Source organism: Streptomyces sp. NPDC058092 (genome assembly GCF_042884935.1).
Lineage (GTDB): Bacteria > Actinomycetota > Actinomycetes > Streptomycetales > Streptomycetaceae > Streptomyces.
The window spans coordinates 363,665-387,685 of record NZ_JBHVSY010000004.1; the positions used below are offsets into that span (position 1 = coordinate 363,665).

Consider the following 24,021-nt stretch of genomic DNA (forward strand, 5'->3'; position numbering starts at 1 on the left):
GGTGTGCGCGGTTGATACGGGAGAAACGAGGCGCCCAGGGGCACCTCGGGTGGTACGCCCCCGAAGGGTGGTACGCCCCCCGAACCTACTGCGCCACCAGGCCCTTTGCGTCGCGCGCCAGCGCCGTCAGCCGGGAGATCGCCCGGAAGTACTTCTTCCGGTACCCGCCGTTCAGCATCTCGTCGCTGAACAGCCTGTCGAACGGCACCCCGGAGGCGAGCACCGGCACCTCCCGGTCGTACAGCCGGTCGGCGAGGACGACGAGCCGCAGCGCGGTCGACTGGTCCGGCACCGGCTGGACGTCGGTGAGGCAGACCGCCCGCAGGCCGTCCGTCAGCGCGCCGTAGCGGCTCGGATGGACCCGGGCGAGGTGGTCGAGGAGCGAGGGGAAGTCGTCCAGGCTCGCGCCCTCGGTGGCGTACGCGGCCTTGGTGACCTGCTCGTCGGAGTACGGCGCGGGGGCCTCGGGCAGCCCGCGATGGCGGTAGTCCTCGCCGTCGATCCGCAGCGGACGGAAGTGCGCGGACAGCCCCTGGATCTCCCGCAGGAAGTCGGCGGCGGCGAACCGGCCCTCGCCCAGCTTGCCGGGCAGCGTGTTCGAGGTGGCGGCGAGCGCGACCCCCGCCTCGACCAGCCTGCTGAGCAGCGACGACACCAGGACCGTGTCGCCCGGGTCGTCCAGCTCGAACTCGTCGATGCACAGGAGCCGGTGCCCGCTCAGCGTCCGCACGGTCTGCTGGAAGCCCAGCGCACCCACAAGGTTTGTCAGCTCGACGAAGGTGCCGAACGCCTTCAGCGAGGGCGCGGCGGGCGTGGCGTGCCAGAGGGAGGCCAGCAGGTGCGTCTTGCCGACGCCGTAGCCGCCGTCGAGGTAGACCCCGAGAGGCCCCGCGGGCGTCACCGGCTTCCTGCTGAACCGCCCACCCGTCGCCCGCCACCACCCCTCCAAGGATGCGCTTCGCGCGCTTCTGTTCTTGCCCGAGCCGCTGGCGTGCGCCCCGCCCAGCCCGGCCGTGAAGCCGCTCAGGACCTTGACCGCCTCGACCTGGCTCGGCTGGTTGGGGTCCGGGACGTACGTATCGAAGCGTACGGAGTCGAAGCGCGGCGGCGGCACCATTTCTGCGACCAGGCGGTCGGCAGGGACGTGCGGCTCGAGGGCACACAGGGACAGCGGGGCCGTTTCGGCTATGGGGCTCTGCCCAGGCACGGCGGTGGAGGACGACACAACCATCAACCTTAAGCGCCGTGCCAGACTGCAGAACATGCGACGCCTCTTCCCTGTGACCGACCTGACACCGGCTGACGACGAGGGGGAGTGGAGCCTGGACGATCTGGCCGACGCCTACGCGTACCCCGAGCAGGACGGCCCCTGGCTGCGCGCCAACATGGTTTCGACGCTCGACGGCGCCGCCCAGCACGACGGCCGCTCGCAGCCGATCTCCTGCGCGAGCGACATGCGGATCTTCGGCACCCTGCGCGGGCTGGCCGACGCGGTCGTGGTGGGGGCTCAGACGGTACGGCTGGAGGGCTACCGGCCCGCCAGGGCGCGCGAGGCCTTCGCCGCCCGCCGGGCCGCGGCCGGGCAGGGGCCCGCGCCGGCGATCGCCGTGGTGAGCGGCAGTCTGGACCTGGACTTCTCGTTGCCGCTCTTCGTCTCGCCGCTCGTCCCGACCCTCGTGCTGACCGGCGCCGGAGCACCTCCCGACCGGATCGTGGCGGCGCGGCAGGCGGGCGCCGAGGTCGTGATCGCGGGGGAGGGCTCCCGGGTGGACCCCGCCAGGACCGTACGGGAGCTGGCAGACCGCGGGTTCAAGCGGCTGCTGACCGAGGGCGGGCCCAGGATGCTGGGCCAGTTCGTGGCGGCCGGGGTGCTGGACGAGCTCTGTCTGACCCTCTCGCCGATGCTGACCGCCGGCGACGCGCAGCGGATCGCCGGGGGGCCCTCGGTGGCCGTGCCGGAACGATTCGCCCTGGCATCGCTGCTGGAAGAGGCCGGGTTCCTCTTCACCCGATACCGTCGGATCTGACAATCGGCGGAACTTACCGTTCCGGTTAGCTTCCGGTGGGCACAATTACTCTCGCAGACCCCGTGCGAGCACGGGGAAGGATGGTTTCAGCAGAGGCCGGTGACGGTCACTGAAGCAGAAGGGCGCCTGTGGTGTTCACCAGTGTTTTGATGATCGAGAAGGCCCTCACTTCCGAGGACGTCGAGTTCGTCACCACCCTGCACGGGGAGGAGCAGACCTCCTTCGTCGTGCTCATGCAGCCGCGCGGTGATCAGGCCGATGTGCTGTTGCGGGCCATCGACGACCTGGCGATGGGCGAACTGAAGGAAGCAGCCCGCGAGGCCGAGGAGCCGGAGGGCAAGGATGCCCGGCAATCCGCCGAACTGGCGCTCGAAGTGTCGCTCGAAGCGCTGCGGCAGGCAGGCTCCGAAGCGGTCGGGCAGGTGATCGAGGAGCACCCGCTGGACAAGCTGAAGACCGTGGTCGACGACGCGAAGGCGGACGAGGTCATCGTGCTGACCGCGCCGCACTACGTGGAGGAGTTCTTCCACCGGGACTGGGCGTCCAGGGCCCGGCACAAGGTCGGCGTCCCGGTGCTCAAGCTCTTCGCGCACAGCGAATAGGCTGTGCGGGACTCGTTTCAACTTTTGGGGAGACACACGCATGGCACCCGGTATTCCTGCCGCCATGGAACGGCCGCACTTCATCGGCATCGGCGGCGCCGGAATGTCGGGCATCGCGAAGATCCTCACCCAGCGCGGCGCGAAGGTCGCGGGCAGTGACGCCAAGGAGTCGGGTACGGCCGAGGCGCTGCGGGCGCTGGGGGCGACCGTCCACATCGGACACGCCGCCGCGCATCTGGCGGACGACGCCTCGTGCGTGGTCGTCTCCAGCGCCATCCGCCCCGACAACCCGGAGCTGGCGCGCGCCGCCGAGCTGTCGATCCCCGTCGTCCACCGCTCCGACGCGCTGGCCTCCCTGATGGAGGGCGCGCGCGCGATCGCGGTGGCCGGTACGCATGGCAAGACGACCACCACGTCGATGCTGGCCGTCGCCCTGTCCGAACTGAACCTCGACCCCTCGTACGCCATCGGCGGCGACCTCGCGGGCCCCGGCACCAATGCCGCGCACGGCGAGGGTGCGATCTTCGTCGCCGAGGCGGACGAAAGCGACCGCAGCTTCCAGAAGTACGACCCCGAGGTCGCGATCGTCCTCAACGTCGAGCTGGACCACCACGCGAACTACGCCTCGATGGACGAGATCTACGAATCCTTCGAGACGTTCGCCGGCAAGATCGTCCCCGGCGGCACCCTGGTGATCGCCGCCGACCAGGCCGGCGCCGTCGAGCTGACCGAGCGGGTGCGCGCGCTCTCGTCGGTGAAGGTCGTCACCTACGGCGAGTCCGAGACCGCCGACGTACGCGTCCACAAGGTCACCCCGCGCGGCCTGACCAGCGAGGTCACGGTCATCCTGAACGGGAAATACCTCACCTTCACCGTCTCCGTGCCCGGCCGCCACTACGCCCACAACGCGGTCGCCGCCCTCGCCGCCGGTGTCGCCCTCGGCATCCCGGCCCACAACCTCGCCTCGGCACTCGGCAAGTACACCGGGGTCAAGCGCCGCCTCCAGCTCAAGGGCGAGGCGGCGGGCGTGCAGGTCATCGACTCGTACGCGCACCACCCCACCGAGATGACCGCGGACCTCGAAGCGATGCGCGGCGCCGCGTCCGACGCCCGCCTCCTGGTCGTCTTCCAGCCCCACCTCTTCTCCCGCACCCAGGAGCTCGGCACCGAGATGGGCCAGGCCCTCGCACTGGCCGACGCCTCCGTGGTCCTGGACATCTACCCGGCCCGCGAGGACCCGATCCCCGGCATCACCAGTGCCCTGATCATCGACGCCGCCAGAGCCGCGGGCGCCGACGTCACCGCCGTCCAGGACAAGGCGGCGGTCCCGGGGACCATCGCGGGAATGGCGAAGCCGGGCGACCTCGTTCTCACCATGGGCGCGGGCGACGTCACGGACCTCGGCCCGCAGATCCTGGACCACCTGTCGAGCTGAGGGAGCGACGTGTCGTACGACATCGAGAAGCCGGACGAGCAGTGGCGGGCGGAGCTGACGCCCGCCGAGTACGCGGTCCTGCGCCAGGCCGGCACCGAACCCGCCTTCGTCGGCCAGTACACCGACACCAAGAGCACGGGCGTCTACTCCTGCCGCGCCTGCGACGCGGAGCTGTTCCGCTCCGACACCAAATTCGAGTCGCACTGCGGCTGGCCGTCCTTCTACGACCCGAAGGACACGGACGCGGTCGAACTGATCCAGGACCGCAGCCACGGCATGGTCCGCACCGAGGTCCGCTGCGCCCGCTGCGGATCGCACCTCGGCCATGTCTTCGAGGGCGAGGGTTACCCGACCCCGACGGACCAGCGGTACTGCATCAACTCGATCTCGCTGCGGCTGACGCCCGACGAGGGCTGACGGCCACGACCTGAGCGAGGGCTGACGTCGTGCGTCAGCCCTCGTCCCCGTCCTCGGGGTTCTCCGGCCGCAGCAGTGGGTGGGCGACCCCCGGGAAGACCCGGGCCCGTACGACCGGCTCCGCGGACCCGCCCCGGACGACCGTCTCGGCGACACCCCACGGCCGGCCGGGCAGGACCACGGTCAGGATGTACCAGGACGCGCAGCCCGAGCAGTCGTAGCGGTCCGCCCAGGTCTCCACGTCCGTGACGCTCCCGGGGTAGCGCGCTACGTGCCGGTGCGGCGCGTGACAGCGCTCGCATCGCTCGCCCGGCTCGCACGTACCACCGCAGGGGCAGGGAACGTCGAACGATTCGGCGGGACGCCAGCGCTGAGTGAGGACGGCCTCACGCGTGGCGCCCATGTCCTTCATCGCCTTCAGATTGCGGGCGGCGACGTTGTACGACTCGCCGGTCGCGGCCATCCGGTCCCGGATGACGTCCTTGCGTCCACGGTTCGTCGTCATCTGTTCCTCCTGGGGGTGTCACGCAGCCCGCCGGGAGCACACGAGATCGACATGTCACATCGATATGTCACACGGTACCGGTCACTCCGAGGGGTCCGCGACGGCGTTGGCCGCGAGACCGAAGCCGATCACCTTGATGAAGTCGTTGTCCTCCACGATGAAGCCGGAGAACACGCTGATCATGATGGCGGCGGCCGCGGCGGCCGCCGCGGCCGCCGCGACCACCCGGCCGCCGTAGCGGAAGCCGGTGACGACGGCCTCGGCGGGCCGTGCCCCGTGGACGTACGCCTCCCGCATGCGGGTCACCAGGAACACCTCGTAGTCCATGGCGAGGCCGAAGACCACGCCGATCACGAAGATCGGCATCGTGCTCGTGCTCGTGATCGGACTCGGCCGGTCGACGCCAAAGACATCGGCGAGAGCCACGGCTGGAACTCCTGTCGGTGGTCAGGGAGGGTCGAAAACGCACAGGGCCGAGCGGGGTGCGGCAGCAGGACGCGGAGCGTCCTCAGCGATGGCACCAGACCGACGGTCCGATGGCGACAGACCCGTCCTTGAGTGGTGCCACCATGGCATCGCCACAGTGCCACCGCGAGTCACTCCCTCTTCCGATATGGCGCCACGGCGCACCGGTTTAATGAAGAATTCCCAGGTCAGAGGCATGGGTGTCAAGAAGGGGTCAATCTGGCTCGCCATGGCGCCATCGATGTGCCATGATGGCGTCATGGACCTCACGCCCTACGTCGACAACCTCCGGCAAGAGCTGGCCGTCGCCGCGGACGCCGGCGGCGACGACGCCCGCGCCCTCGCCGAGCGGCTCACCGCCCCTCTGGAATCCGCCGCCCGCCTGACCCTCCTCAACGCACTGTCCGCAGCCATGGGCGAGGTCACGCGGGAGCTGGCGCCGGGCTCGGTCGACGTGCGACTGCGCGGACTCGACCCGGAGTTCGTCGTGACGATGCCGCCCGCCCCCGAGCCGTTCCGGGAGGCGCGGGAGCCGGTCGAGCCCCCCGCCGCGGCCGCGCCGCCACCGCCGCCCGCGGACGCCGATGACGGCGCCATGGCGCGGATCAACTTCCGCCTCCCCGCCCACCTCAAGGCCCGCGCCGAGAACGCCGCGGCGGCGGAGGGCCTGTCGGTCAACGCCTGGCTGGTGCGGGCCGTGTCCACAGCCCTCGACGGCGGGGAGCGCGCAAACCCGCCGGGCCGCGGCAAGGACTCGGGCAGCCGGGGCTTCACCGGCTGGGTCCGCTAGGGCCGCCGGCCCACCCCACTTTCACCGGCGGGATCGCCGATCCCGCCGACGTCACTCATCACCCGCCTCACCGGCGGGATCACCCACCCGAGCCAAGAGGACGGAACAGCCATGCCTGCTTTCGAGACCCCCGAACCGATCTCCGCCACCCTCGAGCTGGATGCCGGCACCGCCCGCATCACCGCGGGCAAGCGCACCGACACGGTCGTGGAGGTGCTGCCGAGCAACGGATCGGACGACAACGACGTACGCGCCGTGCAGCAGACCCAGGTCACCTGTTCGGGCGGCCGCCTCACGGTCAAGACACCCAAGAAGCGGTCCCTGTTCGGCAAGCCGGGCTCCATCGAGGTGAGCATCGAACTGCCCGCCGGATCCGATGTCCGGGGCACCTCGGCCATGGGCAGCTTCTCCTGCGAAGGCCGCTTCGGGGAAGTCACGCTCAAGACCTCGCTCGGCGACCTCCAGGTGGACGAGGTGGCCGGCGCCGATCTCAAGACAGACCACGGCGACATCCGCCTGGTCCGCTCGGCCGGGGACATCGAAGTCATCGGCTCGGGCCGGATCGAGGTCGGCACGGTCGCCGGCACGGCGACCGTCAAGAACGGCAACGGAGCGACCAGGATCGGCGAGGTCACCGGCGGTCTGAAGACCAACGCGGCCAACGGCGACATCTCCGTCGGCATCGCGCACAGCAGCGTCGGCGCCAAGTGCGCCAACGGCCGGATCGAGGTCGGCGTCGCCCACGCCGGGGTCGACGCGATGTCCTCCAACGGCGGCATCCGCGTCGGCGACGTCACCCGCGGCCGTATCGACCTGCGTACCTCCGTCGGCGACCTCGAAGTGGGCATCCACGAGGGCACCGCCGCCTGGCTCGACCTGAACCCCAAGTACGGCACCGTACGCAACTCGCTCGGCTCCGCCGCCGGCCCCGCGGACTCCGACGAGACCGTCGAGGTGTACGCCCGGACCTCGGCCGGCGACATCATCATCCGCCGCGCCTGACCCCGCGTACTCCCAACTCCTCACCCCCGAAAGGAAAGCGGCATGACTGCCACCCGGACATCCGCGCCGATCGCCGCGAACGCCACGGCGCCGGCGATCACCGCCACCGGACTGCGCAAGTCCTACGGCGACAAGCTCGTGCTCGACGGCATCGACCTGAACATCGCCGAAGGCACCATCTTCGCTCTGCTCGGGCCCAACGGCGCCGGCAAGACCACCGCCGTCAAGATCCTCTCCACCCTGATCACCGCCGACCCCGACTCCGGCCCGATCCACGTCGGCGGCCACGACCTGGCCGCCGACCCGCAAAGCGTGCGCGCCGCGATCGGCGTCACCGGGCAGTTCTCCGCCGTCGACGGCCTGATCACCGGCGAGGAGAACATGCTCCTCATGGCGGACCTGCACCACCTCGACCGGCGCGAGGGCCGCCGTACCGCCGCCGAGCTGCTGGAGCGCTTCGACCTGGTGGACGCCGCGAAGAAGCCCGCCTCCACCTACTCCGGCGGCATGAAGCGCCGCCTCGACCTCGCCATGACGCTGGTCGGCAACCCGCGGATCATCTTCCTCGACGAGCCGACCACCGGCCTCGACCCGCGCAGCCGCCACAACATGTGGGGGATCATCCGCGAGCTGGTCTCCAGCGGCGTCACCGTCTTCCTCACCACCCAGTACCTGGATGAGGCCGACGAGCTCGCCGACCGCATCGCGGTGCTGAGCGACGGCAGGATCGCCGCCGAAGGGACCGCGGAGGAGCTGAAGCGGCTCATCCCGGGCGGGCACGTGCGGCTGCGGTTCGCCGACCCGACCGCGTACCAGTCCGCCGCCGTCGCCCTGCGCGAGGTCACCAGGGACGACGAGGCGCTGTCGCTGCAGATCCCCAGCGACGGCAGCCAGCGCGAGCTGCGCGCCATCCTCGACTGGCTGGACTCGGCCGGCATCGAGGCGGACGAGCTGACCGTGCACACCCCCGACCTCGACGACGTCTTCTTCGCCCTGACCGGCGGTTCCGCGAACAAGCCCAGCCTGCCCAACCAGCCCAAGGAGGTTGTCCGATGAGCTCCCTCTCCCTCGCCGTACGCGACTCGAACACGATGCTGCGCCGCAACCTGCTGCACGCGCGGCGCTACCCGTCCCTCACCCTGAACCTGCTGCTGACGCCGATCGTCCTGCTGCTGCTCTTCGTCTACGTCTTCGGCGACGTGATGAGCTCGGGCATCGGCGGCGGTGGCGCCGATCGCTCCGAGTACATCGCCTACATCGTGCCGGGCATCCTGCTGATGACCATCGGTGGCACCGTGGTCGGGACCGCGGTGTCCGTCTCCAACGACATGACCGAGGGCATCATCGCCCGCTTCCGCACGATGGCGATCCACCGCGAATCCGTGCTCATCGGGCACGTCGTCGGCAGCGTGCTGCAGTCGCTCATGAGCGTGGCCCTCGTGGGCGCCGTCGCCGTGGCCATCGGCTTCCGGTCCACGGATGCCACGGCCCTGGAGTGGCTGGCGGCGTTCGGGCTGCTCGCGCTGGTTGCCATGGCGCTCACCTGGATCGCGGTCGGGATGGGCATGGGCAGCCCGAACGCCGAGGCGGCCAGCAACAACGCGTTGCCGCTGATCGTCCTGCCGCTCATCTCGAGCGCCTTCGTCCCGGTCGAGTCGATGCCGGGCTGGTTCCAGCCGATCGCCGAGTACCAGCCGTTCACCCCGGCCATCGAGACCCTGCGCGGCCTGCTGCTCGGCAGTGAGATCGGCCACAACGGGTGGCTCGCCGTCGCCTGGTGCCTGGCTCTCGCCGTACTCGGCTACTTCTGGTCCAAGGCGCAGTTCAACCGCGACCCGAAGTAACCGACGCGACCCGAAGTAACCGACATGGCAGCACGGGCTGGCTCCCGCAGCTCGTCCCGCCCCGGGGCGGCGTACTCCGACACCGCGTCGGCCTACGCCGCCCCGTCGGCGTCGACGGCCGCTGCCCCTGGTTCAGCCCCGGCGACGTGCGGCGGGGTCGCGTTCGGCGACGTGCCGGGCGACCGCGTCGACGCCGGGGCGGGCGTACCGGCCCCGGTCAGGGCCGCCGGACGCGTCGCGCCAGCCGTTTGCCGAGTCTGCCGAGAGTGCCGCCGGGGCGGTTCCACGCCCGGAACGCCTCGGCGCGCTGCCTGCTGCCGGCGCGCTCGACGGCCTCCTCCACCGCGGTGGTCGCGGCGGAGGACAAGGCGCCCACCGCCGGACGCAGCACGTCCTCCAGCAAGGAGGCGGTGGTCTGCGTCCACGCGCGGCCCGCGTGCGGGTGGACGGTCCAGACGGTGAAACAGTCGGCCGCATAAGCCGGTTCGGCCCGCAGCCGGGCGAGGACGGTGTCATGGCGGGCGGCCTTGCCGTAGGCCGCGATGAGGTCCGCGTCGTCGCTGTGGACGAATGCGTACAGCTCCGCCTCGGGCCGGTCCGGGGCGAGCAGTTGCCGGGCCAGGGCGCCGAACGCCTGGTCGCGTACGCCCGGCTCCACCGGTTCCGCCCCGGCGTACAGCTTCCGGGCCCGTGCCGCCCAGCCGGGCTCCGCCGTCCCCGACCGCAGCTCCCGCGCGAACTCCAGGAGCAGCAGGGCGCCGCGCGCCCGCGCGTCGATCTCCTGCGGGAAGCCGCGCAGCAGGTCATGGGCGAGTTCGGGAGCCTCCTCGTCGTCCGCGCGGGCGCCGAGCGCCGCCGCGACGAGAGCGGACCACGTACCGGCCGTACGGTGCGCGTCGGAGGTGGTCCCGCCCAGCAGCAGCCGGGCCTCGCCCGCGGTGGGCGGATCCTCGCCCCACACCAGACCCACCCCGGTCCGCAGGACCAGCGGTTCGGTGAAAGGTGACATGCCACCGGCGCGGAGCACCGTGTGCAGCACCTTCACCCGGTCGCCGCCGCCCGCCCTGGCGTCCGGCGCCGCCGCGCACATCCGCAGATGCGGCAGCGCCTGCGCTCCGGTGAACGGCAGGGCGAACCCGGTCAGCAGCCGCTCCGTCCCCGCCGGATCGTGCGGGGCGATCCGGTCCAGCTCGCCCAGCAACGCCGTACGGACATCGAACTGTTCGTCCAGGAGGTCGAGCAGCACCGGCGCGCAGCCGGCCGCCCCTTCGTCCAGCAGCGACCGGGCCATCCGGCGTACGACGTCGGGAAGCAGGGCCGCGCAGTCCACATCGAGCAGCCGCGCGATCCGCAGCAGTTGCACCGTGCGCGCCACACCCCGGCCGGGTGCGGCCGACGACGCGGACGCGGTGGCCGCACCGGTGGCGAGTTCGGTACGCAGGTCGTCGCCCAGGGCCGCGACGAGCGCGGCGGCGGCCCGCTCCCCGGCCGGCCCGGCGAAGGCCGAGCGCGCGGGCGGTTCGAGTGCGACATCACCACCGTGCACCGCCTCCGTCACCAGCAGAGCCGCGAGCGACGTGGTCGTGGCGGCCGGGGACCGACCGTCGAGAGCCGTCAACAGTCGTGACACACAGGCGAGTTCATTGGTCGTACGGTCGATGCCGGGAGCGGTCAGCGCATCGGTCAGCCGCCGTGTCCGCTCCTCGTCCAGCGCGTACGGCCGCTCGGCGGCCCAGGCGGCTGCTGCGGCCCGCCCGTCGGGGCCGAGCTCGACGCCCGTGCACAGGGCCGTCACGGCGAGCGGCCCGGCGGCGAAGGGCTCGCCGGGCAGCTCCGCCGCCATCCGGAACAGTTCCGGAGACCGGTTCCGCCAGATCCGGGCGCAGGTCTCGGCCCAGGCGTCGGTTATCGGCCCCTCCGGACGCGGACCGGTGCAGTCGTGCACCCGCAGCCCGCTGTCGGGGCCGGCCGTTCCGGGCGTGTCGTCCGGCAGCACCCCGACGACCTGGTGCGGGGACTGCGCCGGACGGCGGGTGTACGTCGTGAAGGTCAGCCGTTGCGCGGTCTCCGGCGGAAGCACAGCCGCGGCCAGGGCGATCCATCGGGCCACATCGGCGCTCTGCCGTTCCACGAGCACCACGCGCGCCGAGGACGGTTCCTCGCTCACCCTGCGCAGATCGGCGAAGACCGCCGCCAGCCAGGGGCTCCGGGAGACCGCGAAGTCGTTGAGCGCCTCCGGCCCGAAGGCGGCGGAGGCGGGCAGGTGGGCCATGCGGCCGGGCACCCCGCTGTCCGGTGGAGTGGACGCCCAGTTCGGCGACCGCCAGGCCGTGACCGGCAGCGCGTCGCCCGGCAGCCGGGTACCGGCCGGAAGATGCACCGCGTGCGCGTGGAAACGGCCCGCGCCGGGGCCGCCGAGCGCCACCGTACGACTCAGCAGATGACTGCCGTCGGACAGTGCGCTGAAGCTGAACGCCTCGGGAAACGACCGGAGTTCATCAGCGGTCGGGTGGTACGGGGCGGCAGCCGGCGGCTCGTAACCGAGGAGTTGCTCGGCCTCGGCCAGCACCGGCGTGGGTATGCCCGCGCTGACCGCCGTGAACCGCGCACCGCCCCCGTCGCCGTCCCCGTCGTCCCCCGCAGAGGCAGAGGTGTAATGCAACTGCGCGAGGCTCATGCGTAGGCCCTCTTCGTCCGTGCCGCGAACGTCCCCGTACCGTCAGCACGCTCGCTCCGACGGCCGCCCGTCGAGGGCAGGCCGTCCGGGCGCAGCGACGACCCCGGCGGGGAGCGGTCCGCAATCGCGGGAGCGACGCTATCAAGGCGCACCGCCCCGCACCCACCTTGCCGGAAGGTCACGCGGGCGACCCCGACGGAGGCGTTCAGCCCAACGGGACGGCGCGCGGCAAAAGCCCGTTCAGTGCCCCTTCATCACTCCAATGGCCTACGCACCCCCGGTCCGTCCGGTCGTTGATCGTCTTCGGATTGACCAATCCCCCGGGGGTGCCGCATTTACGGCCCCAAGGGTCGTTCTGCGTACAGGAGTTACACGGATGAATCTCAAGACTCTCTCCGCGGTCGCCGCCGTCCTGGCCCTGGCCGGCCTCACCGGTGCGGCCACGGCCAACGCGGTCCCCGCCACGGTCTCCGGCGACGGTGGCAACCGCATCGGCACTCTGCGCGCCAACGGTGACGCGTACGTGAAGGAGGGCGGTCTCAGCGCCACGTGGGTCAAGGAGTCCGGCGACGTCAAGCAGGTCGCCCTGTCCGGCAACCGGATCGGCGTCCTCACCGGTGACGGCGTCGCGTGGGTGAAGGAGGGCGGCCTGAGCGCGACCTGGGTCCGGGAGGCCGACGACGTCAAGCAGATCGCCCTGTCCGGCGACCGCATCGGCGTCCTGAAGGACAACGGTGACGCGTACGTCAAGGAGGGTGGCCTCAGCGCGACGTGGGTCAAGGAGCACGACAAGGTCAAGGAACTCGAACTGGCGGGCAACCGCATCGGCGTCGTGACGGGCAACGGTGACGCGTACGTCAAGGAGGGCGGCCTCAGCGCCACCTGGGTCAAGGAGCACGACAACGTCATCGGCATCGATCTGGCGGGCAACCGCATCGGCGTCCTCACGGGTGACGGCGTCGCCTGGGTGAAGGAGGGTGGCCTCAGCGCCACCTGGGTCCGGGAGCACGACGACGTCATCCAGCTCGAACTGTCGGGCAACCGCATCGGCGTCCTCACGGACCACGGCGACGCGTACGTCAAGGAGGGTGGCCTCAGTGCGATGTGGGTCCACGAGTACGAGCACGCCATCCAGATCGCCCTGTCCGGCAAGCGCATCGGCGTCCTCAAGGGCGACGGCGACGCACGGGTCAAGGAGGGCGGCCTGAGCGCGACGTGGGTCCTGGAGGCCAACAACGTCACCGAGCTGGCGCTGTCCTGACGTCTGACATGTGACGCGTGATACCCGCCGTGCCGGGCACCGGAGTTGATCCGGTGCCCGGCACGGTGTCGTGTCCGTCCGCGTCCGGTCAGCCGCTCACGGCATAGGTGACGAAGCCGGTCCAGGCGGCGGGGGAGAGCGCGAGCTGCGGGCCCTGCTCGACCTTGGAGTCCCGGACGTGGACGGTGGTGGGGCAGGTGGCGACCTCTACGCAGGAGTCGCCATCGCCTCCGCTGTAGGTGGACTTGTGCCAGGAAAGGGCGACTTCTACGCAGGAGTCGCCTGAGGGGCTGCTGTAGCTGCTCTTGAACCAGGCCAGGTCTGTGGTGCTCATACCGCTCCTCGCATCCGCTGCAACAGGCCCACGGAGTATTCGAGGGGGTGAGCCTGTGAACGCATCCTGGCATACCGCATCTGGAGCGTGCTGACGACCTTTGGGTCGGACATGAAGTGACCATGCTCCTGCCCTTCGCCGTAGCCGAACCACTTGTTTTCCGGTGTTTCCAGCAGTTGCATGGGGCCGTGCAGTCCCGCATGGCGTTCGCGTACCTGCGGCATCACCTGGATCTCGATGTTTCGCAGCTGAGACAGGTCCAGTACATGGTCGATGAGCTCCAAGGTGATGGCTCGCCCACCTGTGTGTCGCAGGAAGAGATGTTCTTCGAGGATGAAGCTGTAGTTGGTGTTCGGCCGATCCCGAAGCAGGCATTGCCGCTCCATTCGTGCTGCGAGCTGGGCCTCGATCTGCTCGTCGCACAATGGGGGAAGCTGGTCCGCGAACGATGCTCGCGCGTATGCCTCCGTCTGCAACAGGCCCGGGATCAAGCGACATTCGTACGTGTAGAGGCTGACCGCCTCCGTTTCCATCTGCGCCCACTGCCGGAACCAACTCGCCAGTCCCGGCCGCCGCGACAGATGTTTGGCTGCGGCCTTGATGACCCCGAACGCGTCCAGGACGTCTTCCGCACGGTCGACGAACGCAGGCGGCGGAAACCGTCGACCCTGCTCGATCGAGGCGACCGTCGGCACCGAGTACCGGACCTTCGGCGCGAACTGCTCCTGTGTCAGCAGTGCTCGCTTGCGGAAGACCTTGACGACCTCCCCGAACGCCTTCAGGCTGTCCGAGGGCTCCGGCTCCCCGTTCGCGCCCGTCGCTCCACCCGTTCCGCCGACGCCGTCCGTCATGTCCGGCCACCTCCCGTGCTCTGTGCCTGCCCCCGGTCCACAACTCGCCCATGGTCACGGACCGTTACGCGTACTGTCCACCCTCCGCACCCGTACGCGGACTCAGCGTACGAGTTGCTGAGCTGGTCCGATGGGTGTTCCGGCCATCACGGTGGGCGCATGGAAGCACTCGCCACCCCCCAACCGCCGTTTACCGTACGTGTGTTCGTGCAACGCTTCAGCTCGACGCCGCGAGGAGCGAGGCTCGCCCGTCATCTGGCATTGCACGTGCTGCACGACTGGGGCATCCCGTACGGCAGTGACGCATCGGAGGCGGCGGCGTTGATCGTCGCCGAGCTGGCCGCGAACGCGGCAACGCACGGCCGGGTGCCGGGCCGTGACTTCGAGTTGCGGCTGACCCACGCGCCGGGCGATACGGACGCGCTCGGCGTCCTGCGGATCGAGGTCGGCGATACGCGCGGCGACCGACGCCCACCGGGGCCGGGGGAACTTGTACCGCCGCCGCCCGGTTCCGGCAGCGGGAACGGGCTGATCATCGTCGAGGCGCTGGCCGACCGGTGGGCGGTGCTGGACCGTGTGCCGCTGGGCAAGACCGTCCGCGCCGAGCTGGACCTGCTGTACTGACCGGTGCGCGCGGACCGTCCGTCGCAGCCGGATCATTCGGGCAGCTTGTTCAGTCCGGGACGGCGGCGTCGACCAGTGCGGCGGCTACCGTGCGGGCCGCTGTCTCGGCGCCGGGGTCCCGGTCCAGCCAGGCGCTGATTCCGGCGCCGTCGTGGAGGATCACCAGTTGCTGGGCGAGGGACTTCGCGTCCTTGGCGCCTGCCTGCTGGGCGAGGTCGAAGAAGAGCTTGTGCAGCCAGGTGCGGTAGTCCTGTGTGGCCTGTTCGACACATCCAGACAGGTTTGTCTAGTGCTGTGACCGGGATGGTTCACCGTGGTCGGGAGACGGCTCACGGGACGAGCGCGGTCCGCGACGCGAGTGGTATTACTGGTGCATGCAGGAAGAGACCGCGCGGTCCGCGATCGACACGTTCATCTCCGCGTTCAACGCCTCGGACGACAGCTATGTGACTGCGCTGCTCTCCCAGGCCCTAACCTCGGACGTGGTCTTCTGGGGACCGTTGGGCCGCAGTGAGGGGATCGAGGCGGTCGAGCGGTTCGTGCTGGACATCCGGCGCCACCCCGCGGGGACCGGCACGATGGTGCGCTGTTCGGCGGTGGACATGCCGGACGAGTGGGCCCGGTACCAGTGGGTCTTCACGACGCCGGATGGAGGCCCCCGCCTGGCGGGAACGGACGTCGTCCATCTGCGGCGGAGCCTCATCGACCAGGTCATCGTCTTCGCGGGGGAGATCGAGCCGTCCGCCTCCTGAGTCATTCTCCTCTGGCGCCGTCCTTCTCCTGAACCGGCCCCGTTCGGGGCTCCGGGTCTGCCCAGCCGAGATCATCTTCACAACGCTTCGATCGTCCGCGCTAGGCCACGAGCGGACCGATGATGCGCTGTGGCTGTGTAAGTTCGCGGTTGGTCAGGCTGCGGTGTTGAGGGGGCGTCCGCCCCAACGGATGCCCTTCTCGCTTCGGATGCGGGCGCGTTCCTTGCATTCGGCGGCCAGGACGTCGCGGTGGCGGGCGTTGGCGTTGCGCCAGCGTAGATAGGCGTGCAGGGCTCGTGTCTGCACGGTGTGGTTGGGGTGGTTGGAGTTGGCGATGGTGAACTGCCTCAGCGGTCCGAAGTGGGCCTCGATGGGGTTGGCCCAAGAAGCGTAGGTCGGGGTGAAGCACAGCTCGACCTTGTGCTTTGTAGCCCAGCGGCGGATGTCGGTGCCTTTGTGGGCGGACAGGTTGTCCAGGATCACGTAGATGGGGGCGCCGTCGGGCCGGGCGGCGCGGATCGACTTGAGCGCGGCCAGCGTGTTCGCGGCACCTTTCTTGCGGCGGTTGACGCCCCACAACATGTCGTCGCCGACCGAGTAGCAGCCGTGGAAGTGCCGGACTCCATGGGTGCGGTGGTAGGTGGCCGGCACCCGGTCGGAGTGTTTCCGTTCGGCCCAGCCCGAGCCTGCGGTGGGCCGGATCCCGAGTGGGCCGAACTCGTCGAACGCGAAGACCCGGTCGGGGAAACGGTCCAGGACGTGCTCGATCCGGTCCAGCTTCGCCTCGCGGTCGGGGTCGGTGGATTCCTTCCAGGAAAGGTGACTCCACGGCGGGCGAGCAGGCCGCGTAACGCCTCGCGGCCGATACGGATCACTCGGCCGTGGACTGTGCGCAGGTAGGCGACGAGTTTGCGTAGCGACCAGCGAGTGAAAGGCTGGCCGAGCTTGGTGGGGCGGGTGGTGGCCGTCTGGACGACGAAGTCCTCGTCGTCATCGCTGAGCAGGCGGGGACGGCCTCCCGCCCACCGAGGGGCCAGGCAGGCCAGGCCGATCTCGTTGAACCGGTGGATCACATCGCGCACGGTGTCCTCGTCGGCCGCCACCAGCTGGGCGATCACCGGCACCCGATTCCCGCCGGCCGAGGCCAGCAGCATCATCGCGCGCCGATAGCGCACCGAGTTGGTGCTGCCCCGACGCACGATCTGCTGCAGCCGCTGCCCCTCCTGGTCGGTCAGTCTGCGCACACGGACAGGCTCGGCCACCGCGCCTCCAGCGGTCGGATCGGACGTCACCGCACATCCAACCGCCACGACGACCAACCCGGCGAACCTATGCGGTCACAGCACTAGATTGGAGGTGTTAGCCAGAGACGCCGGTCTGGATGACAATTCGGAAGGTGCATCCCATGTCTGTGGAGCGCGCGAACCCCGACCTGCACCCCATTACTGCCCTGGTCACCGGGGCCACGTCCGGCATCGGCCGGGCGGTCGCCAAGCGGCTCGCCGCCGACGGAATGTCCGTCGTCGTGGTCGGCCGCAACGCCCAGCGCGGCGCCGGGACCGTCAATGAGATCATCGCGGCCGGCGGACACGCGCGGTTTGTCGAGGCGGACCTTGAGGACCCGGCCGGCATCGACCGGCTCGCCTCGGAGGTCGGCGAGATCGACGTCCTGGTCAACAACGCCGGGCAAGCCGTCTGGGCACCGACCGAGGAGATGAAGGTCTCCGACTACGACGCGATGTTCGCCAGCAACGTCCGAGCGCCGTTCTTTCTCGTGGCGGCTTTTGCCCCGGCGATGGCGGCGAAGGGATCGGGCAGCGTGATCAACATCGGCAGCATGGCCGGCAGCCTCGGCCTGGCCGGCGGCGCCGCGTACGGCGCGACCAAGGCCGCGCTGGCGTCACTGACGCGAGGCTGGACGGCCGAGTACAGCGGCCGCGGCGTCCGCTTCAACACCGTCGCCCCCGGCCCCGTCTACACCCGGCCCGAGGCCCGCGACCTGTTCGACGCACTCGCCGAGACCACCGCGATGAAGCGGGCGGCCGAGCCCGCCGAGATCGCGGAAGTCGTCGCATTCCTCGCGTCGCCGATGGCCGGCTACGTCACGGGCGCGACCGTCGCCGTCGACGGTGGCCGCACAGCCATCTGAACCCGCCTGCTCCGAGAGGGGAACGCTCATGAGAGACGCCGTGTACGGCCTGGGCGTCGACGGCGCCGACGCCAAGAAACTCGCCTACTTCTGGGCCGAGGCACTCGGGAAGGACGTCGCCTCAGGTGGGAGTCCCGAATTCGCCACACTCGACCCGTACCGGGCACCCCGCAAGGAGGGCCGCCGCGCACGAGGTGTGCGACACGTCGGTCCCTATACGTCGCGGGCGATGGCGATGAATCGTTCGAGTTCGCCGGGGATGTCGGGGCCGGTGGGCTGGTAGGCGATTTCGGTGATGCCGTCTCGGGCGTAGGCGCTGAGCCTGTCGCGGATGCGGTCGGAGGTTCCAGTGACGGTGGTGGAGGTGATGGCCTGCCAGCTTCCTGCGTTCCAGGCAGCGGTATCGGCCGCGTTGAAGTCGGTGAGGTGCTGGTCGTGTACGGCCAAGTGGCGTTGGGCGCGGGGATGGGCGGTGATGGCGTCGAGCCAGGCTTGTCCGCCGGGCAGGCTGGTGGGGTCGCCGCCGAATTCGTGGGCGGCGTGGTAGGCCAGAGCGTTGCCGGGTCCGGCGGCGGCGCGGACGCGCAGAGAGTCAAGTGGTTCGTCCTCGCCCAGGACGGTGCCGTGGATGCCCAGCGCGGCCCAGGTGAATTCGTGGGCGTGGGCGGTTTCGCCGTTGACGCTGAAGAGGCCGTCAGCGATCTCGCGGGTGACAGCGAGACCCTTGGGGCCGAGCGCGGAGACCAGCACCGGAATGTCGATGGGGCGCTGCGGTGCGTTCGTGCCGGGATGCATCATGCGCATGGGTGCGCCGTCCCACTCCACGATCTCACCGCGCAGCAGATCGCGTACCGTCCGGACGTAGGCGCTGAGGTAGGACCAGGTGGCCGGGGGTACGCCGAGGGCGCGCGTGCCGTTGAAGCCGGTGCCGAAGGCGAGGGTCACCCGGCCGGGTGCGAGGGCGGCGAGGGTGGCGGCGCCGGAGGCGTTGACCATCGGATGGCGCAGTGTCGGGACGAGGACACCGGGGGCGAGGCCGATGCGGTGGGTGCGTTCGGCGGCCAGTGCCAGCATCGCCCACACGTCGGGGCTCTGGGCGGGTGTGTCGTGGAGCCAGGCGCGGTGGTAGCCCAACTGCTCAGCTACGGCGATGTGTTCGGGTGAGTGCAGGGACGTGGCGAACTGGCAGGAGATGTCCATCGGTCAGGCTCCTTGGGCAGAAAGGAAAATCCCACCTCGCAGGCTCAAGCCTTCGGGGCTCCGAGCCGGGCGGGTGATCAATCGGCAGGTGTGGCGTCAGCGGGTGGTTTCCACGGTGGTCACGACGGGGCCCGCGAACCGAACGGCACTGTCGGATGCGCCGTTGCGGTATCAGATCTGCGCTCTGCCGCCATCAACGAAAGGTTCGATTCCCGTGCAGCTTGCCCATGGTCACTACTCCCGATAGTGGTGGATACGGATGGTCGGACGGCCCGGGTTCATCCCGGATGACGCAATCATCATTCGGAATGATCAGGTCGAGCTGATACACGCACGCCCAATGGCGAATTAACCAGCCAAGCGGCGGTCCGAGCGGTGCGGTCTGCCGCACCTGGTGACCGAGAAGGGGTGCCGGTAAGAACGCTGTCACCAGCCGCAAAGGGCGGTGATCTCGCGCGGGCGTCACTCGTGTGGGTGAGTCCGAGGCCGTACGGCTGCGGCGGGTGAAGCTCTCTCTGCGGTTGCGAGACCTCCAGCGGGAGATCGAGGAGGGCCTGAACGTCATGGAGTCCTCCAACGGCGCCAACTCCGTGATCGCGTACGGCAAGGGCGGAGAGATCGCGTCCAACCGGCGCGACGAGCAGGAGATGTTCGTCCTGTGCCTGCGCATCCTGCAATCCGCCCTGGTCTACGTGAACACCCTGATGCTCCAGGACATCATGGGTGAACCGGAGTGGGCCGACCTCCTCACGCCCGCCGACAGGCGCGGCCTGACCCCGCTGTTCTGGTCCCACGTACGCCCCTACGGCGAGGTCAACCTCGACATGGATGCCCGCCTCAACCTCACCGCGGTCGCGATGCCCGGCCCCCGTACGGCGGCCGATGAGGCACCGGCCGACGAACGTATGGACGCGTGAGCCGGTCCAGTCCTGTCACGGGCCAGCCGGCGATGCGGGCCTGGGCGGGTGGAGTTCGGCGCGTCGTATCAGGGGGACAGAGAGGCCGAGCGCTGCGGCAAGCAGGCTGATCGCACCGCATCCGATGAAGAACACCTCCGCTCCCCACAGGGCCACCGTGATGCCGACGGCAGGGAAAAGCACGGGCGCAAGGCCCAGCGTGCACAGAGTCGTGACCGAGGTGACCCGTCCGAGGTAGCGGGGGTCTGTCTCCGTCTGGACGAACGCGCCGGTCACGGTAGTCGTGAACCCGCTGGTCAGTCCGATCGAGAAGCCGAACATGACGGCGATGGGCAGTGAGGGCGCGTGCCCCAAGGCGACCGCTCCCACAGCGGTGACGAGCAGCGCGCCACACATCGCCAGCCCGGCGCGCGGTATCCGGGTCGAGACGGTGAGCAGCAAGGCCGAAGCTGCGGCGCCGACGCTGAATGCGCTCGCGATCCACCCCATGCCCGAGGCGCCCCAGCCGCGTTCGTCGGCCAGGAGGACCAGGCCGGTGGCGACCGGGCCGCTGAAGCACATCTCGCTCAGCCCGATCATCGTGACAAGCGGGGCGAGCATCCGGTGGCGGCGGACGTATCGCAAACCGTCACGCAGTTCATGCCAGGCGGAGCCGCGCTGAGATACCTCCGTTAAAGAAGTAGTCCGCAGGGTGAGCAGAGTGACGAGCGAGAGAGCGAAGAGAGCGCCTGCGGCTGTGAACGCACCGGCCGTACCGCCGATCACCAGCACGGCTCCTGCCAGGAGGGGGCCGACGGCATTGCTCAGCCGGATCGACAACCCGCGCATCCCCTGGACCCGGGCGAGCTGCTCAGGTGCCGTAATACGTGGCGGGAGCGCGCCCACCGCCGGCATGAATACCGCGTCCACCACGCCGAAGATCAACGCGACCGCGGCCAGCAGCCACACGCTCGGGGACGCCAGCATGACTGCCGCGGCGGCGGCAAGGATCACCGCGCAGCGAACCGCGTCGCTGACGACAGCAACCCGGCGCGGCCCGAACCGGTCGGCCACCACACCACCGCCGAGCATGAGCACCGCACGGGGAAGAGCTCCGGCAGAGACCACCAGGCCCACCTGCGACGGCCCGCCAGCGCGTGCGGCCGCCCAGGACAGGGCGAGGAAGTACACAACGTCGCCAGTGACCGAGGCCGTGTACGCGGTAAGCCAGCGCAGAACGTTGACGTCCCGGTAGGCGGGCCGCGCGGACGCAGCTATGCCGTGCGCGTTCACGCCTCACCGGCCAACGGCAGCGCCGTGCCAGGCACCGGAAACGCCTGCACTTGCAGCGCTACCGGAGAGGACCCTTCAGGCGCCTCACTCTCTTCATGCCGATATCGCGAGATCACCTCAAAGATCTCGGCCCGCATCCGGTCCACGTCGCCCGGGGTCAAGTACAGAAGGAAGTCGCCGTAGGTAGTGACGTCGAGCCACTCCTGAGAGAGCAGCGGCACCTCGTGCGCAGCCCTGCGCAGACGATCCGCAGCGGCAAGGGCGACCGCATGTGTGTACGCGCGTCCGGCCTCGCGCTGCTCCGCAGGCGCGGCCGCGGGATCGTGGATCGACTGGCGATGGGCAGATTTCCACCACCGCTCGCGCCCGGTGCCACGGTCCGGCTCCTCCACGATGAGCCCGCCCGAGGCAAGGCGGCGCAGGTGATAGCTCGCCGCGCCAGGGTTGATGCCGAGCTCGTCGGAGATCCGGGTGGCAGTGGACGGACCACGCTCTCGCAGCAGGGTGAGGACGTTCAAGCGCAACGGGTGAGCGAGCACGCGCAAGTCAGCGGTGTCGAGCTCGATGTCTCGTCCTGAGGACTCAGGGGATGCAGCAGAGGAAGCGACCATGCGCAGAGCGTAGACCTACAACAGTTGTTTCAAAAGAGTTGTTGTGAAGCATTCCAAGTTCCGACGTAGCCCCTCGCGTTCAGAAATCGACCGATTGATGAGCAAGATCGGTAAGCGAGAACTCGTGGCCGGATCGGCCCCGGATCATGCCCATAAAACGGTGTCAGAAAGTCGACGTGCTCAAGAACTTGAGCAGCACCCTTTTCTGTACGATCTGGCGTGTGCAGCCACCCCAGGACGACGACACCTCCGATCTCCTCGCACCCGTTCCCGAACTGAAGGGCGGCCGTCTCGCGCTCGCCGAGTCGACCAGCACGGCAGAACTGCCCCGACCCTCCAGGTCAGAGGACTGATCACCGCCGTTTGCGGCTGGTGACACGGTTCTTACCGGCACCCCGAGTCTTACCGGCACCCCGAGAAAGTGGAACTGACCGGCGCGAACAGCAGCGAGGGCGCGTCGGCGCATGCCCAGGTCGTGAGCATCGCCGGGGGCTTGGCTGCCGGAGTGGACAGCAATCGATGACCTGGACGTTCTGCGCCACGGCGCGAGGCCGGTCTTGTCCGGCGGGATACGTGCACCGTCCACGCTGGGCACATTCCTCCGCTCCTTCACCCATAACCACGCGCTTCAACTGAACTCCGTGCAACGGAAGTACCTGTCAGAACCGACCGCGCACCCCCCACTGCTGTCCGGCGGGGGCGAGGTTGCCTTCATCGACGCCGACTCCACCCGCGAACGGGTCCACGGCCGGGCCGAGCAGGGGGCGCGAAGTGGTCGCCGGTGCCCTGGCCCTTGGTTGCGACCGCGGGCCGGGAATCCTGCTCCGTGATGGTTCTCCCGGGTGGTCATGGGGGCGGGATCACCCGGGGCGGGTAGTCAGGGATCTGTGCCACCCGTGCCATCCCGTACCCGACCCTTTGAGGAGCTGTCGTGAAATTCGGGATCTCGACCTTCATCACCGACCAGGGCATCGGCCCGACCTCGCTCGGGACCGCCCTTGAGGAACGCACGTTCGACTCGTTGTTCATCGCCGAGCACAGCCATGTCCCGGCGAGCCGCGAGACGCCCTACCCGGGGGGTGGTGAGCTGCCGGAGATCTACTACCGCACCCTCGACCCCTTCGTGGCCCTGACCGCGATCGGTGTGGTGACCGAGCGGCTGCTGCTGGGGACCGGCATCGCGCTGATCCCGCAGCGCGACCCGATCATCACGGCGAAGGAGGTGGCGTCGCTCGACCTGGTCTCCGGTGGCCGCGTGATTCTCGGCGTCGGTGTCGGCTGGAACCGTGAGGAGATGAGGGACCACGGCACCGACCCCTCCACCCGGGGCCGGCTCACCGACGAGCGGCTGCGGGCCATGCGGGAGCTGTGGACCGAGGAGAAGGCCGAGTTCCACGGCGAGTTCGTGAACTTCGATCCGGCCTACGCCTGGCCCAAGCCCGTGCAGCGCCCCCATCCGCCGATCTACGTCGGCGGCGGCGAGGGCGCCTTCCGACGGGTGGCGCAGCTCGGAGACGCGTGGCTGGCCAACAGCGTGTCGCCGCAGGAGCTCGGTCCGCAGATCGAGCGGCTGCGCGCCCTCGCCGACCGCGAGGTGCCGGTGACGGTGTACGCGGCTACCGACGATCCCGAGCAGATCGAGGGCTACATCGGTCTGGGGGTCGAGAGGCTGCTGTTCTACGTACCGACGATGCCTGAACGGGAGACGCTGGAGTATCTGGACCGACTGGCCGAAGTCGCTGCCCGGTACCGCTGAGGCGCCGGATACCGCTGCGCCTCGGGAATGTGGGGCCGATCCGAAAAGTCCGTAACCGCCGTGACTGCTGGAATGGGGTGCGATGCCTGCTCTGATGGGTGCTGAGGCACGGGAGCGGTTCGCCGCGGCGCGCGTCGCCCACCTTGCGACGGCCGACACGGAGGGCCGCCCGCACCTGGTTCCGGTGGTGTTCGCTCTGGACGGCGACGCGGTGATGCTGGCCGTGGACCACAAACCGAAGCGGACGACGCGGCTGAAGCGTCTGGCCAACATCGCCGCCAACCCGTCGGTCTGCCTGCTCACCGACCACTACGAGGAGGACTGGGGCTGCCTGTGGTGGGTCCGGGCCGATGGCGAAGCCCGAGTGCTCCCGTCGCCGGACCGGTCCCCCGAGGCAGCTCGCTGCATCGGCCTGCTCACGGCGAAATACCAGCAGTACGCCGACCTGCCGCCCGGCGGACCGGTGGTCAAAGTTTCGGTTCTGCGCTGGAGCGGCTGGCGCGCGTCGTGAGCCGCGTGTCTTCAAGGCC

At 69.8% G+C, this 24,021-nt stretch carries 24 protein-coding genes and 2 pseudogenes; 16 read left to right on the forward strand and 10 right to left on the reverse strand.

Annotated elements, in window-relative coordinates; all coding sequences use genetic code 11:
- Window positions 1–85 precede the first annotated feature (85 nt).
- A complete protein-coding gene (gene zapE, locus ACFVV1_RS09860) occupies window positions 86–1,225 on the reverse strand; it encodes a cell division protein ZapE (protein ID WP_389987170.1) in 1,140 nt (379 codons plus the stop codon).
- 37 nt (window positions 1,226–1,262) lie between these two features.
- On the opposite strand from zapE, the gene ACFVV1_RS09865 reads away from it, so the two are divergent.
- The 4 genes from ACFVV1_RS09865 (at window position 1,263) to msrB (ending at window position 4,481) form a co-directional block, all read left to right on the forward strand.
- Window positions 1,263–2,027, forward strand: coding sequence for a pyrimidine reductase family protein (locus ACFVV1_RS09865; RefSeq protein WP_389987173.1), 765 nt, complete (start codon window positions 1,263–1,265; stop codon window positions 2,025–2,027).
- A 149-nt stretch (window positions 2,028–2,176) separates the two neighbouring features.
- Window positions 2,177–2,629 (forward strand): indole-3-glycerol phosphate synthase, encoded by a 453-nt coding sequence (locus ACFVV1_RS09870; RefSeq protein ID WP_389987176.1) that lies wholly within the window; start codon window positions 2,177–2,179, stop codon window positions 2,627–2,629.
- Window positions 2,630–2,669: 40 nt separating this feature from the next.
- The gene (gene murC, locus ACFVV1_RS09875) at window positions 2,670–4,064 is read left to right on the forward strand and encodes a UDP-N-acetylmuramate--L-alanine ligase (RefSeq protein WP_389987179.1); all 1,395 of its coding nucleotides are present in this window, start codon (window positions 2,670–2,672) and stop codon (window positions 4,062–4,064) included.
- A 9-nt stretch (window positions 4,065–4,073) separates the two neighbouring features.
- The gene (gene msrB, locus ACFVV1_RS09880; protein WP_389987182.1) at window positions 4,074–4,481 is read left to right on the forward strand and encodes a peptide-methionine (R)-S-oxide reductase MsrB; all 408 of its coding nucleotides are present in this window, start codon (window positions 4,074–4,076) and stop codon (window positions 4,479–4,481) included.
- A gap of 34 nt (window positions 4,482–4,515) precedes the next feature.
- Here the strand turns inward: msrB and ACFVV1_RS09885 are convergent, their stop codons facing one another.
- Entirely contained in the window at window positions 4,516–4,986 is a 471-nt protein-coding gene (locus ACFVV1_RS09885; RefSeq protein WP_389987185.1) for a hypothetical protein, read from the reverse strand.
- Between the two features lie 93 nt (window positions 4,987–5,079).
- Window positions 5,080–5,406 (reverse strand): annotated as a pseudogene (locus tag ACFVV1_RS09890) (MMPL family transporter); the annotation flags it as partial.
- A 304-nt stretch (window positions 5,407–5,710) separates the two neighbouring features.
- Between ACFVV1_RS09890 and ACFVV1_RS09895 the strand changes: the two are divergent.
- The 4 genes from ACFVV1_RS09895 to ACFVV1_RS09910 all read left to right on the forward strand — a co-directional run bounded on the left by ACFVV1_RS09895 (window position 5,711) and on the right by ACFVV1_RS09910 (window position 9,087).
- Window positions 5,711–6,241 carry a toxin-antitoxin system HicB family antitoxin gene (locus tag ACFVV1_RS09895; protein ID WP_389987188.1) on the forward strand — a complete coding sequence of 177 codons (531 nt, stop codon included), beginning with the start codon at window positions 5,711–5,713 and terminating at the stop codon, window positions 6,239–6,241.
- 111 nt (window positions 6,242–6,352) lie between these two features.
- Entirely contained in the window at window positions 6,353–7,243 is an 891-nt protein-coding gene (locus ACFVV1_RS09900; protein ID WP_389987191.1) for a DUF4097 domain-containing protein, read from the forward strand.
- Window positions 7,244–7,285: 42 nt separating this feature from the next.
- A complete protein-coding gene (locus ACFVV1_RS09905) occupies window positions 7,286–8,299 on the forward strand; it encodes an ATP-binding cassette domain-containing protein (protein WP_389987194.1) in 1,014 nt (337 codons plus the stop codon).
- Window positions 8,296–9,087: an ABC transporter permease gene (locus ACFVV1_RS09910; protein ID WP_389987197.1), complete on the forward strand. Its 792-nt coding sequence runs from the start codon at window positions 8,296–8,298 to the stop codon at window positions 9,085–9,087. The genes ACFVV1_RS09905 and ACFVV1_RS09910 overlap by 4 nt, the downstream gene beginning before the upstream one ends.
- A gap of 217 nt (window positions 9,088–9,304) precedes the next feature.
- Here the strand turns inward: ACFVV1_RS09910 and ACFVV1_RS09915 are convergent, their stop codons facing one another.
- Entirely contained in the window at window positions 9,305–11,764 is a 2,460-nt protein-coding gene (locus ACFVV1_RS09915; RefSeq protein ID WP_389987200.1) for a GTPase-associated protein 1-related protein, read from the reverse strand.
- 376 nt (window positions 11,765–12,140) lie between these two features.
- On the opposite strand from ACFVV1_RS09915, the gene ACFVV1_RS09920 reads away from it, so the two are divergent.
- Complete coding sequence (locus tag ACFVV1_RS09920; RefSeq protein WP_389987203.1) at window positions 12,141–13,025, forward strand: peptidase S1; 885 nt, start codon at window positions 12,141–12,143, stop codon at window positions 13,023–13,025.
- An 88-nt stretch (window positions 13,026–13,113) separates the two neighbouring features.
- Here ACFVV1_RS09920 and ACFVV1_RS09925 read toward each other — a convergent pair whose 3' ends face one another.
- Window positions 13,114–13,359, reverse strand: coding sequence for a DUF397 domain-containing protein (locus ACFVV1_RS09925; protein ID WP_389987206.1), 246 nt, complete (start codon window positions 13,357–13,359; stop codon window positions 13,114–13,116).
- Window positions 13,356–14,210: a Scr1 family TA system antitoxin-like transcriptional regulator gene (locus ACFVV1_RS09930; protein WP_389987209.1), complete on the reverse strand. Its 855-nt coding sequence runs from the start codon at window positions 14,208–14,210 to the stop codon at window positions 13,356–13,358. The genes ACFVV1_RS09925 and ACFVV1_RS09930 overlap by 4 nt, the downstream gene beginning before the upstream one ends.
- 159 nt (window positions 14,211–14,369) lie before the next feature.
- On the opposite strand from ACFVV1_RS09930, the gene ACFVV1_RS09935 reads away from it, so the two are divergent.
- Window positions 14,370–14,834: an ATP-binding protein gene (locus ACFVV1_RS09935; RefSeq protein WP_389987212.1), complete on the forward strand. Its 465-nt coding sequence runs from the start codon at window positions 14,370–14,372 to the stop codon at window positions 14,832–14,834.
- 374 nt (window positions 14,835–15,208) lie between these two features.
- Entirely contained in the window at window positions 15,209–15,586 is a 378-nt protein-coding gene (locus ACFVV1_RS09940) for a nuclear transport factor 2 family protein (RefSeq protein WP_024757633.1), read from the forward strand.
- A 153-nt stretch (window positions 15,587–15,739) separates the two neighbouring features.
- Here the strand turns inward: ACFVV1_RS09940 and ACFVV1_RS09945 are convergent.
- Window positions 15,740–16,848 (reverse strand): annotated as a pseudogene (locus tag ACFVV1_RS09945) (IS630 family transposase).
- A 143-nt stretch (window positions 16,849–16,991) separates the two neighbouring features.
- Here ACFVV1_RS09945 and ACFVV1_RS09950 point away from each other — a divergent pair.
- Complete coding sequence (locus ACFVV1_RS09950; RefSeq protein ID WP_389987215.1) at window positions 16,992–17,735, forward strand: SDR family NAD(P)-dependent oxidoreductase; 744 nt, start codon at window positions 16,992–16,994, stop codon at window positions 17,733–17,735.
- Between the two features lie 213 nt (window positions 17,736–17,948).
- Here ACFVV1_RS09950 and ACFVV1_RS09955 read toward each other — a convergent pair whose 3' ends face one another.
- Window positions 17,949–18,935, reverse strand: coding sequence for an LLM class flavin-dependent oxidoreductase (locus ACFVV1_RS09955; protein ID WP_389987218.1), 987 nt, complete (start codon window positions 18,933–18,935; stop codon window positions 17,949–17,951).
- A 470-nt stretch (window positions 18,936–19,405) separates the two neighbouring features.
- On the opposite strand from ACFVV1_RS09955, the gene ACFVV1_RS09960 reads away from it, so the two are divergent.
- Window positions 19,406–19,852, forward strand: coding sequence for a Tn3 family transposase (locus ACFVV1_RS09960; protein ID WP_389987221.1), 447 nt, complete (start codon window positions 19,406–19,408; stop codon window positions 19,850–19,852).
- 15 nt (window positions 19,853–19,867) lie between these two features.
- Here ACFVV1_RS09960 and ACFVV1_RS09965 read toward each other — a convergent pair whose 3' ends face one another.
- Window positions 19,868–21,124, reverse strand: coding sequence for an MFS transporter (locus ACFVV1_RS09965; RefSeq protein ID WP_389987224.1), 1,257 nt, complete (start codon window positions 21,122–21,124; stop codon window positions 19,868–19,870).
- Window positions 21,121–21,735 carry a transcriptional regulator gene (locus tag ACFVV1_RS09970; protein ID WP_189544990.1) on the reverse strand — a complete coding sequence of 205 codons (615 nt, stop codon included), beginning with the start codon at window positions 21,733–21,735 and terminating at the stop codon, window positions 21,121–21,123. Before ACFVV1_RS09970 ends, ACFVV1_RS09965 begins: the two co-directional genes overlap by 4 nt.
- 221 nt (window positions 21,736–21,956) lie before the next feature.
- On the opposite strand from ACFVV1_RS09970, the gene ACFVV1_RS09975 reads away from it, so the two are divergent.
- The 3 genes from ACFVV1_RS09975 (at window position 21,957) to ACFVV1_RS09985 (ending at window position 24,002) form a co-directional block, all read left to right on the forward strand.
- Window positions 21,957–22,088, forward strand: coding sequence for a hypothetical protein (locus tag ACFVV1_RS09975; RefSeq protein ID WP_389987227.1), 132 nt, complete (start codon window positions 21,957–21,959; stop codon window positions 22,086–22,088).
- A 578-nt stretch (window positions 22,089–22,666) separates the two neighbouring features.
- A complete protein-coding gene (locus ACFVV1_RS09980) occupies window positions 22,667–23,491 on the forward strand; it encodes an LLM class F420-dependent oxidoreductase (RefSeq protein WP_389987230.1) in 825 nt (274 codons plus the stop codon).
- 82 nt (window positions 23,492–23,573) lie between these two features.
- A complete protein-coding gene (locus ACFVV1_RS09985) occupies window positions 23,574–24,002 on the forward strand; it encodes a TIGR03668 family PPOX class F420-dependent oxidoreductase (RefSeq protein WP_389987233.1) in 429 nt (142 codons plus the stop codon).
- Window positions 24,003–24,021 lie beyond the last annotated feature (19 nt).

Bases quoted from the DNA above. Each gene is read 5' to 3' on its own strand.
- ACFVV1_RS09865 (WP_389987173.1), top strand. From the start codon at position 1,263: ATGCGACGCCTCTTCCCTGTGACCGACCTGACACCGGCTGACGACGAG.
- ACFVV1_RS09870 (WP_389987176.1), top strand. From the start codon at position 2,177: ATGATCGAGAAGGCCCTCACTTCCGAGGACGTCGAGTTCGTCACCACC.
- murC (WP_389987179.1), top strand. From the start codon at position 2,670: ATGGCACCCGGTATTCCTGCCGCCATGGAACGGCCGCACTTCATCGGC.
- ACFVV1_RS09885 (WP_389987185.1), bottom strand. From the start codon at position 4,986: ATGACGACGAACCGTGGACGCAAGGACGTCATCCGGGACCGGATGGCC.
- ACFVV1_RS09895 (WP_389987188.1), top strand. From the start codon at position 5,711: ATGGACCTCACGCCCTACGTCGACAACCTCCGGCAAGAGCTGGCCGTC.
- ACFVV1_RS09900 (WP_389987191.1), top strand. From the start codon at position 6,353: ATGCCTGCTTTCGAGACCCCCGAACCGATCTCCGCCACCCTCGAGCTG.
- ACFVV1_RS09905 (WP_389987194.1), top strand. From the start codon at position 7,286: ATGACTGCCACCCGGACATCCGCGCCGATCGCCGCGAACGCCACGGCG.
- ACFVV1_RS09910 (WP_389987197.1), top strand. From the start codon at position 8,296: ATGAGCTCCCTCTCCCTCGCCGTACGCGACTCGAACACGATGCTGCGC.
- ACFVV1_RS09915 (WP_389987200.1), bottom strand. From the start codon at position 11,764: ATGAGCCTCGCGCAGTTGCATTACACCTCTGCCTCTGCGGGGGACGAC.
- ACFVV1_RS09920 (WP_389987203.1), top strand. From the start codon at position 12,141: ATGAATCTCAAGACTCTCTCCGCGGTCGCCGCCGTCCTGGCCCTGGCC.
- ACFVV1_RS09925 (WP_389987206.1), bottom strand. From the start codon at position 13,359: ATGAGCACCACAGACCTGGCCTGGTTCAAGAGCAGCTACAGCAGCCCC.
- ACFVV1_RS09930 (WP_389987209.1), bottom strand. From the start codon at position 14,210: ATGACGGACGGCGTCGGCGGAACGGGTGGAGCGACGGGCGCGAACGGG.
- ACFVV1_RS09935 (WP_389987212.1), top strand. From the start codon at position 14,370: ATGGAAGCACTCGCCACCCCCCAACCGCCGTTTACCGTACGTGTGTTC.
- ACFVV1_RS09940 (WP_024757633.1), top strand. From the start codon at position 15,209: ATGCAGGAAGAGACCGCGCGGTCCGCGATCGACACGTTCATCTCCGCG.
- ACFVV1_RS09950 (WP_389987215.1), top strand. From the start codon at position 16,992: ATGTCTGTGGAGCGCGCGAACCCCGACCTGCACCCCATTACTGCCCTG.
- ACFVV1_RS09955 (WP_389987218.1), bottom strand. From the start codon at position 18,935: ATGGACATCTCCTGCCAGTTCGCCACGTCCCTGCACTCACCCGAACAC.
- ACFVV1_RS09970 (WP_189544990.1), bottom strand. From the start codon at position 21,735: ATGGTCGCTTCCTCTGCTGCATCCCCTGAGTCCTCAGGACGAGACATC.
- ACFVV1_RS09985 (WP_389987233.1), top strand. From the start codon at position 23,574: ATGCCTGCTCTGATGGGTGCTGAGGCACGGGAGCGGTTCGCCGCGGCG.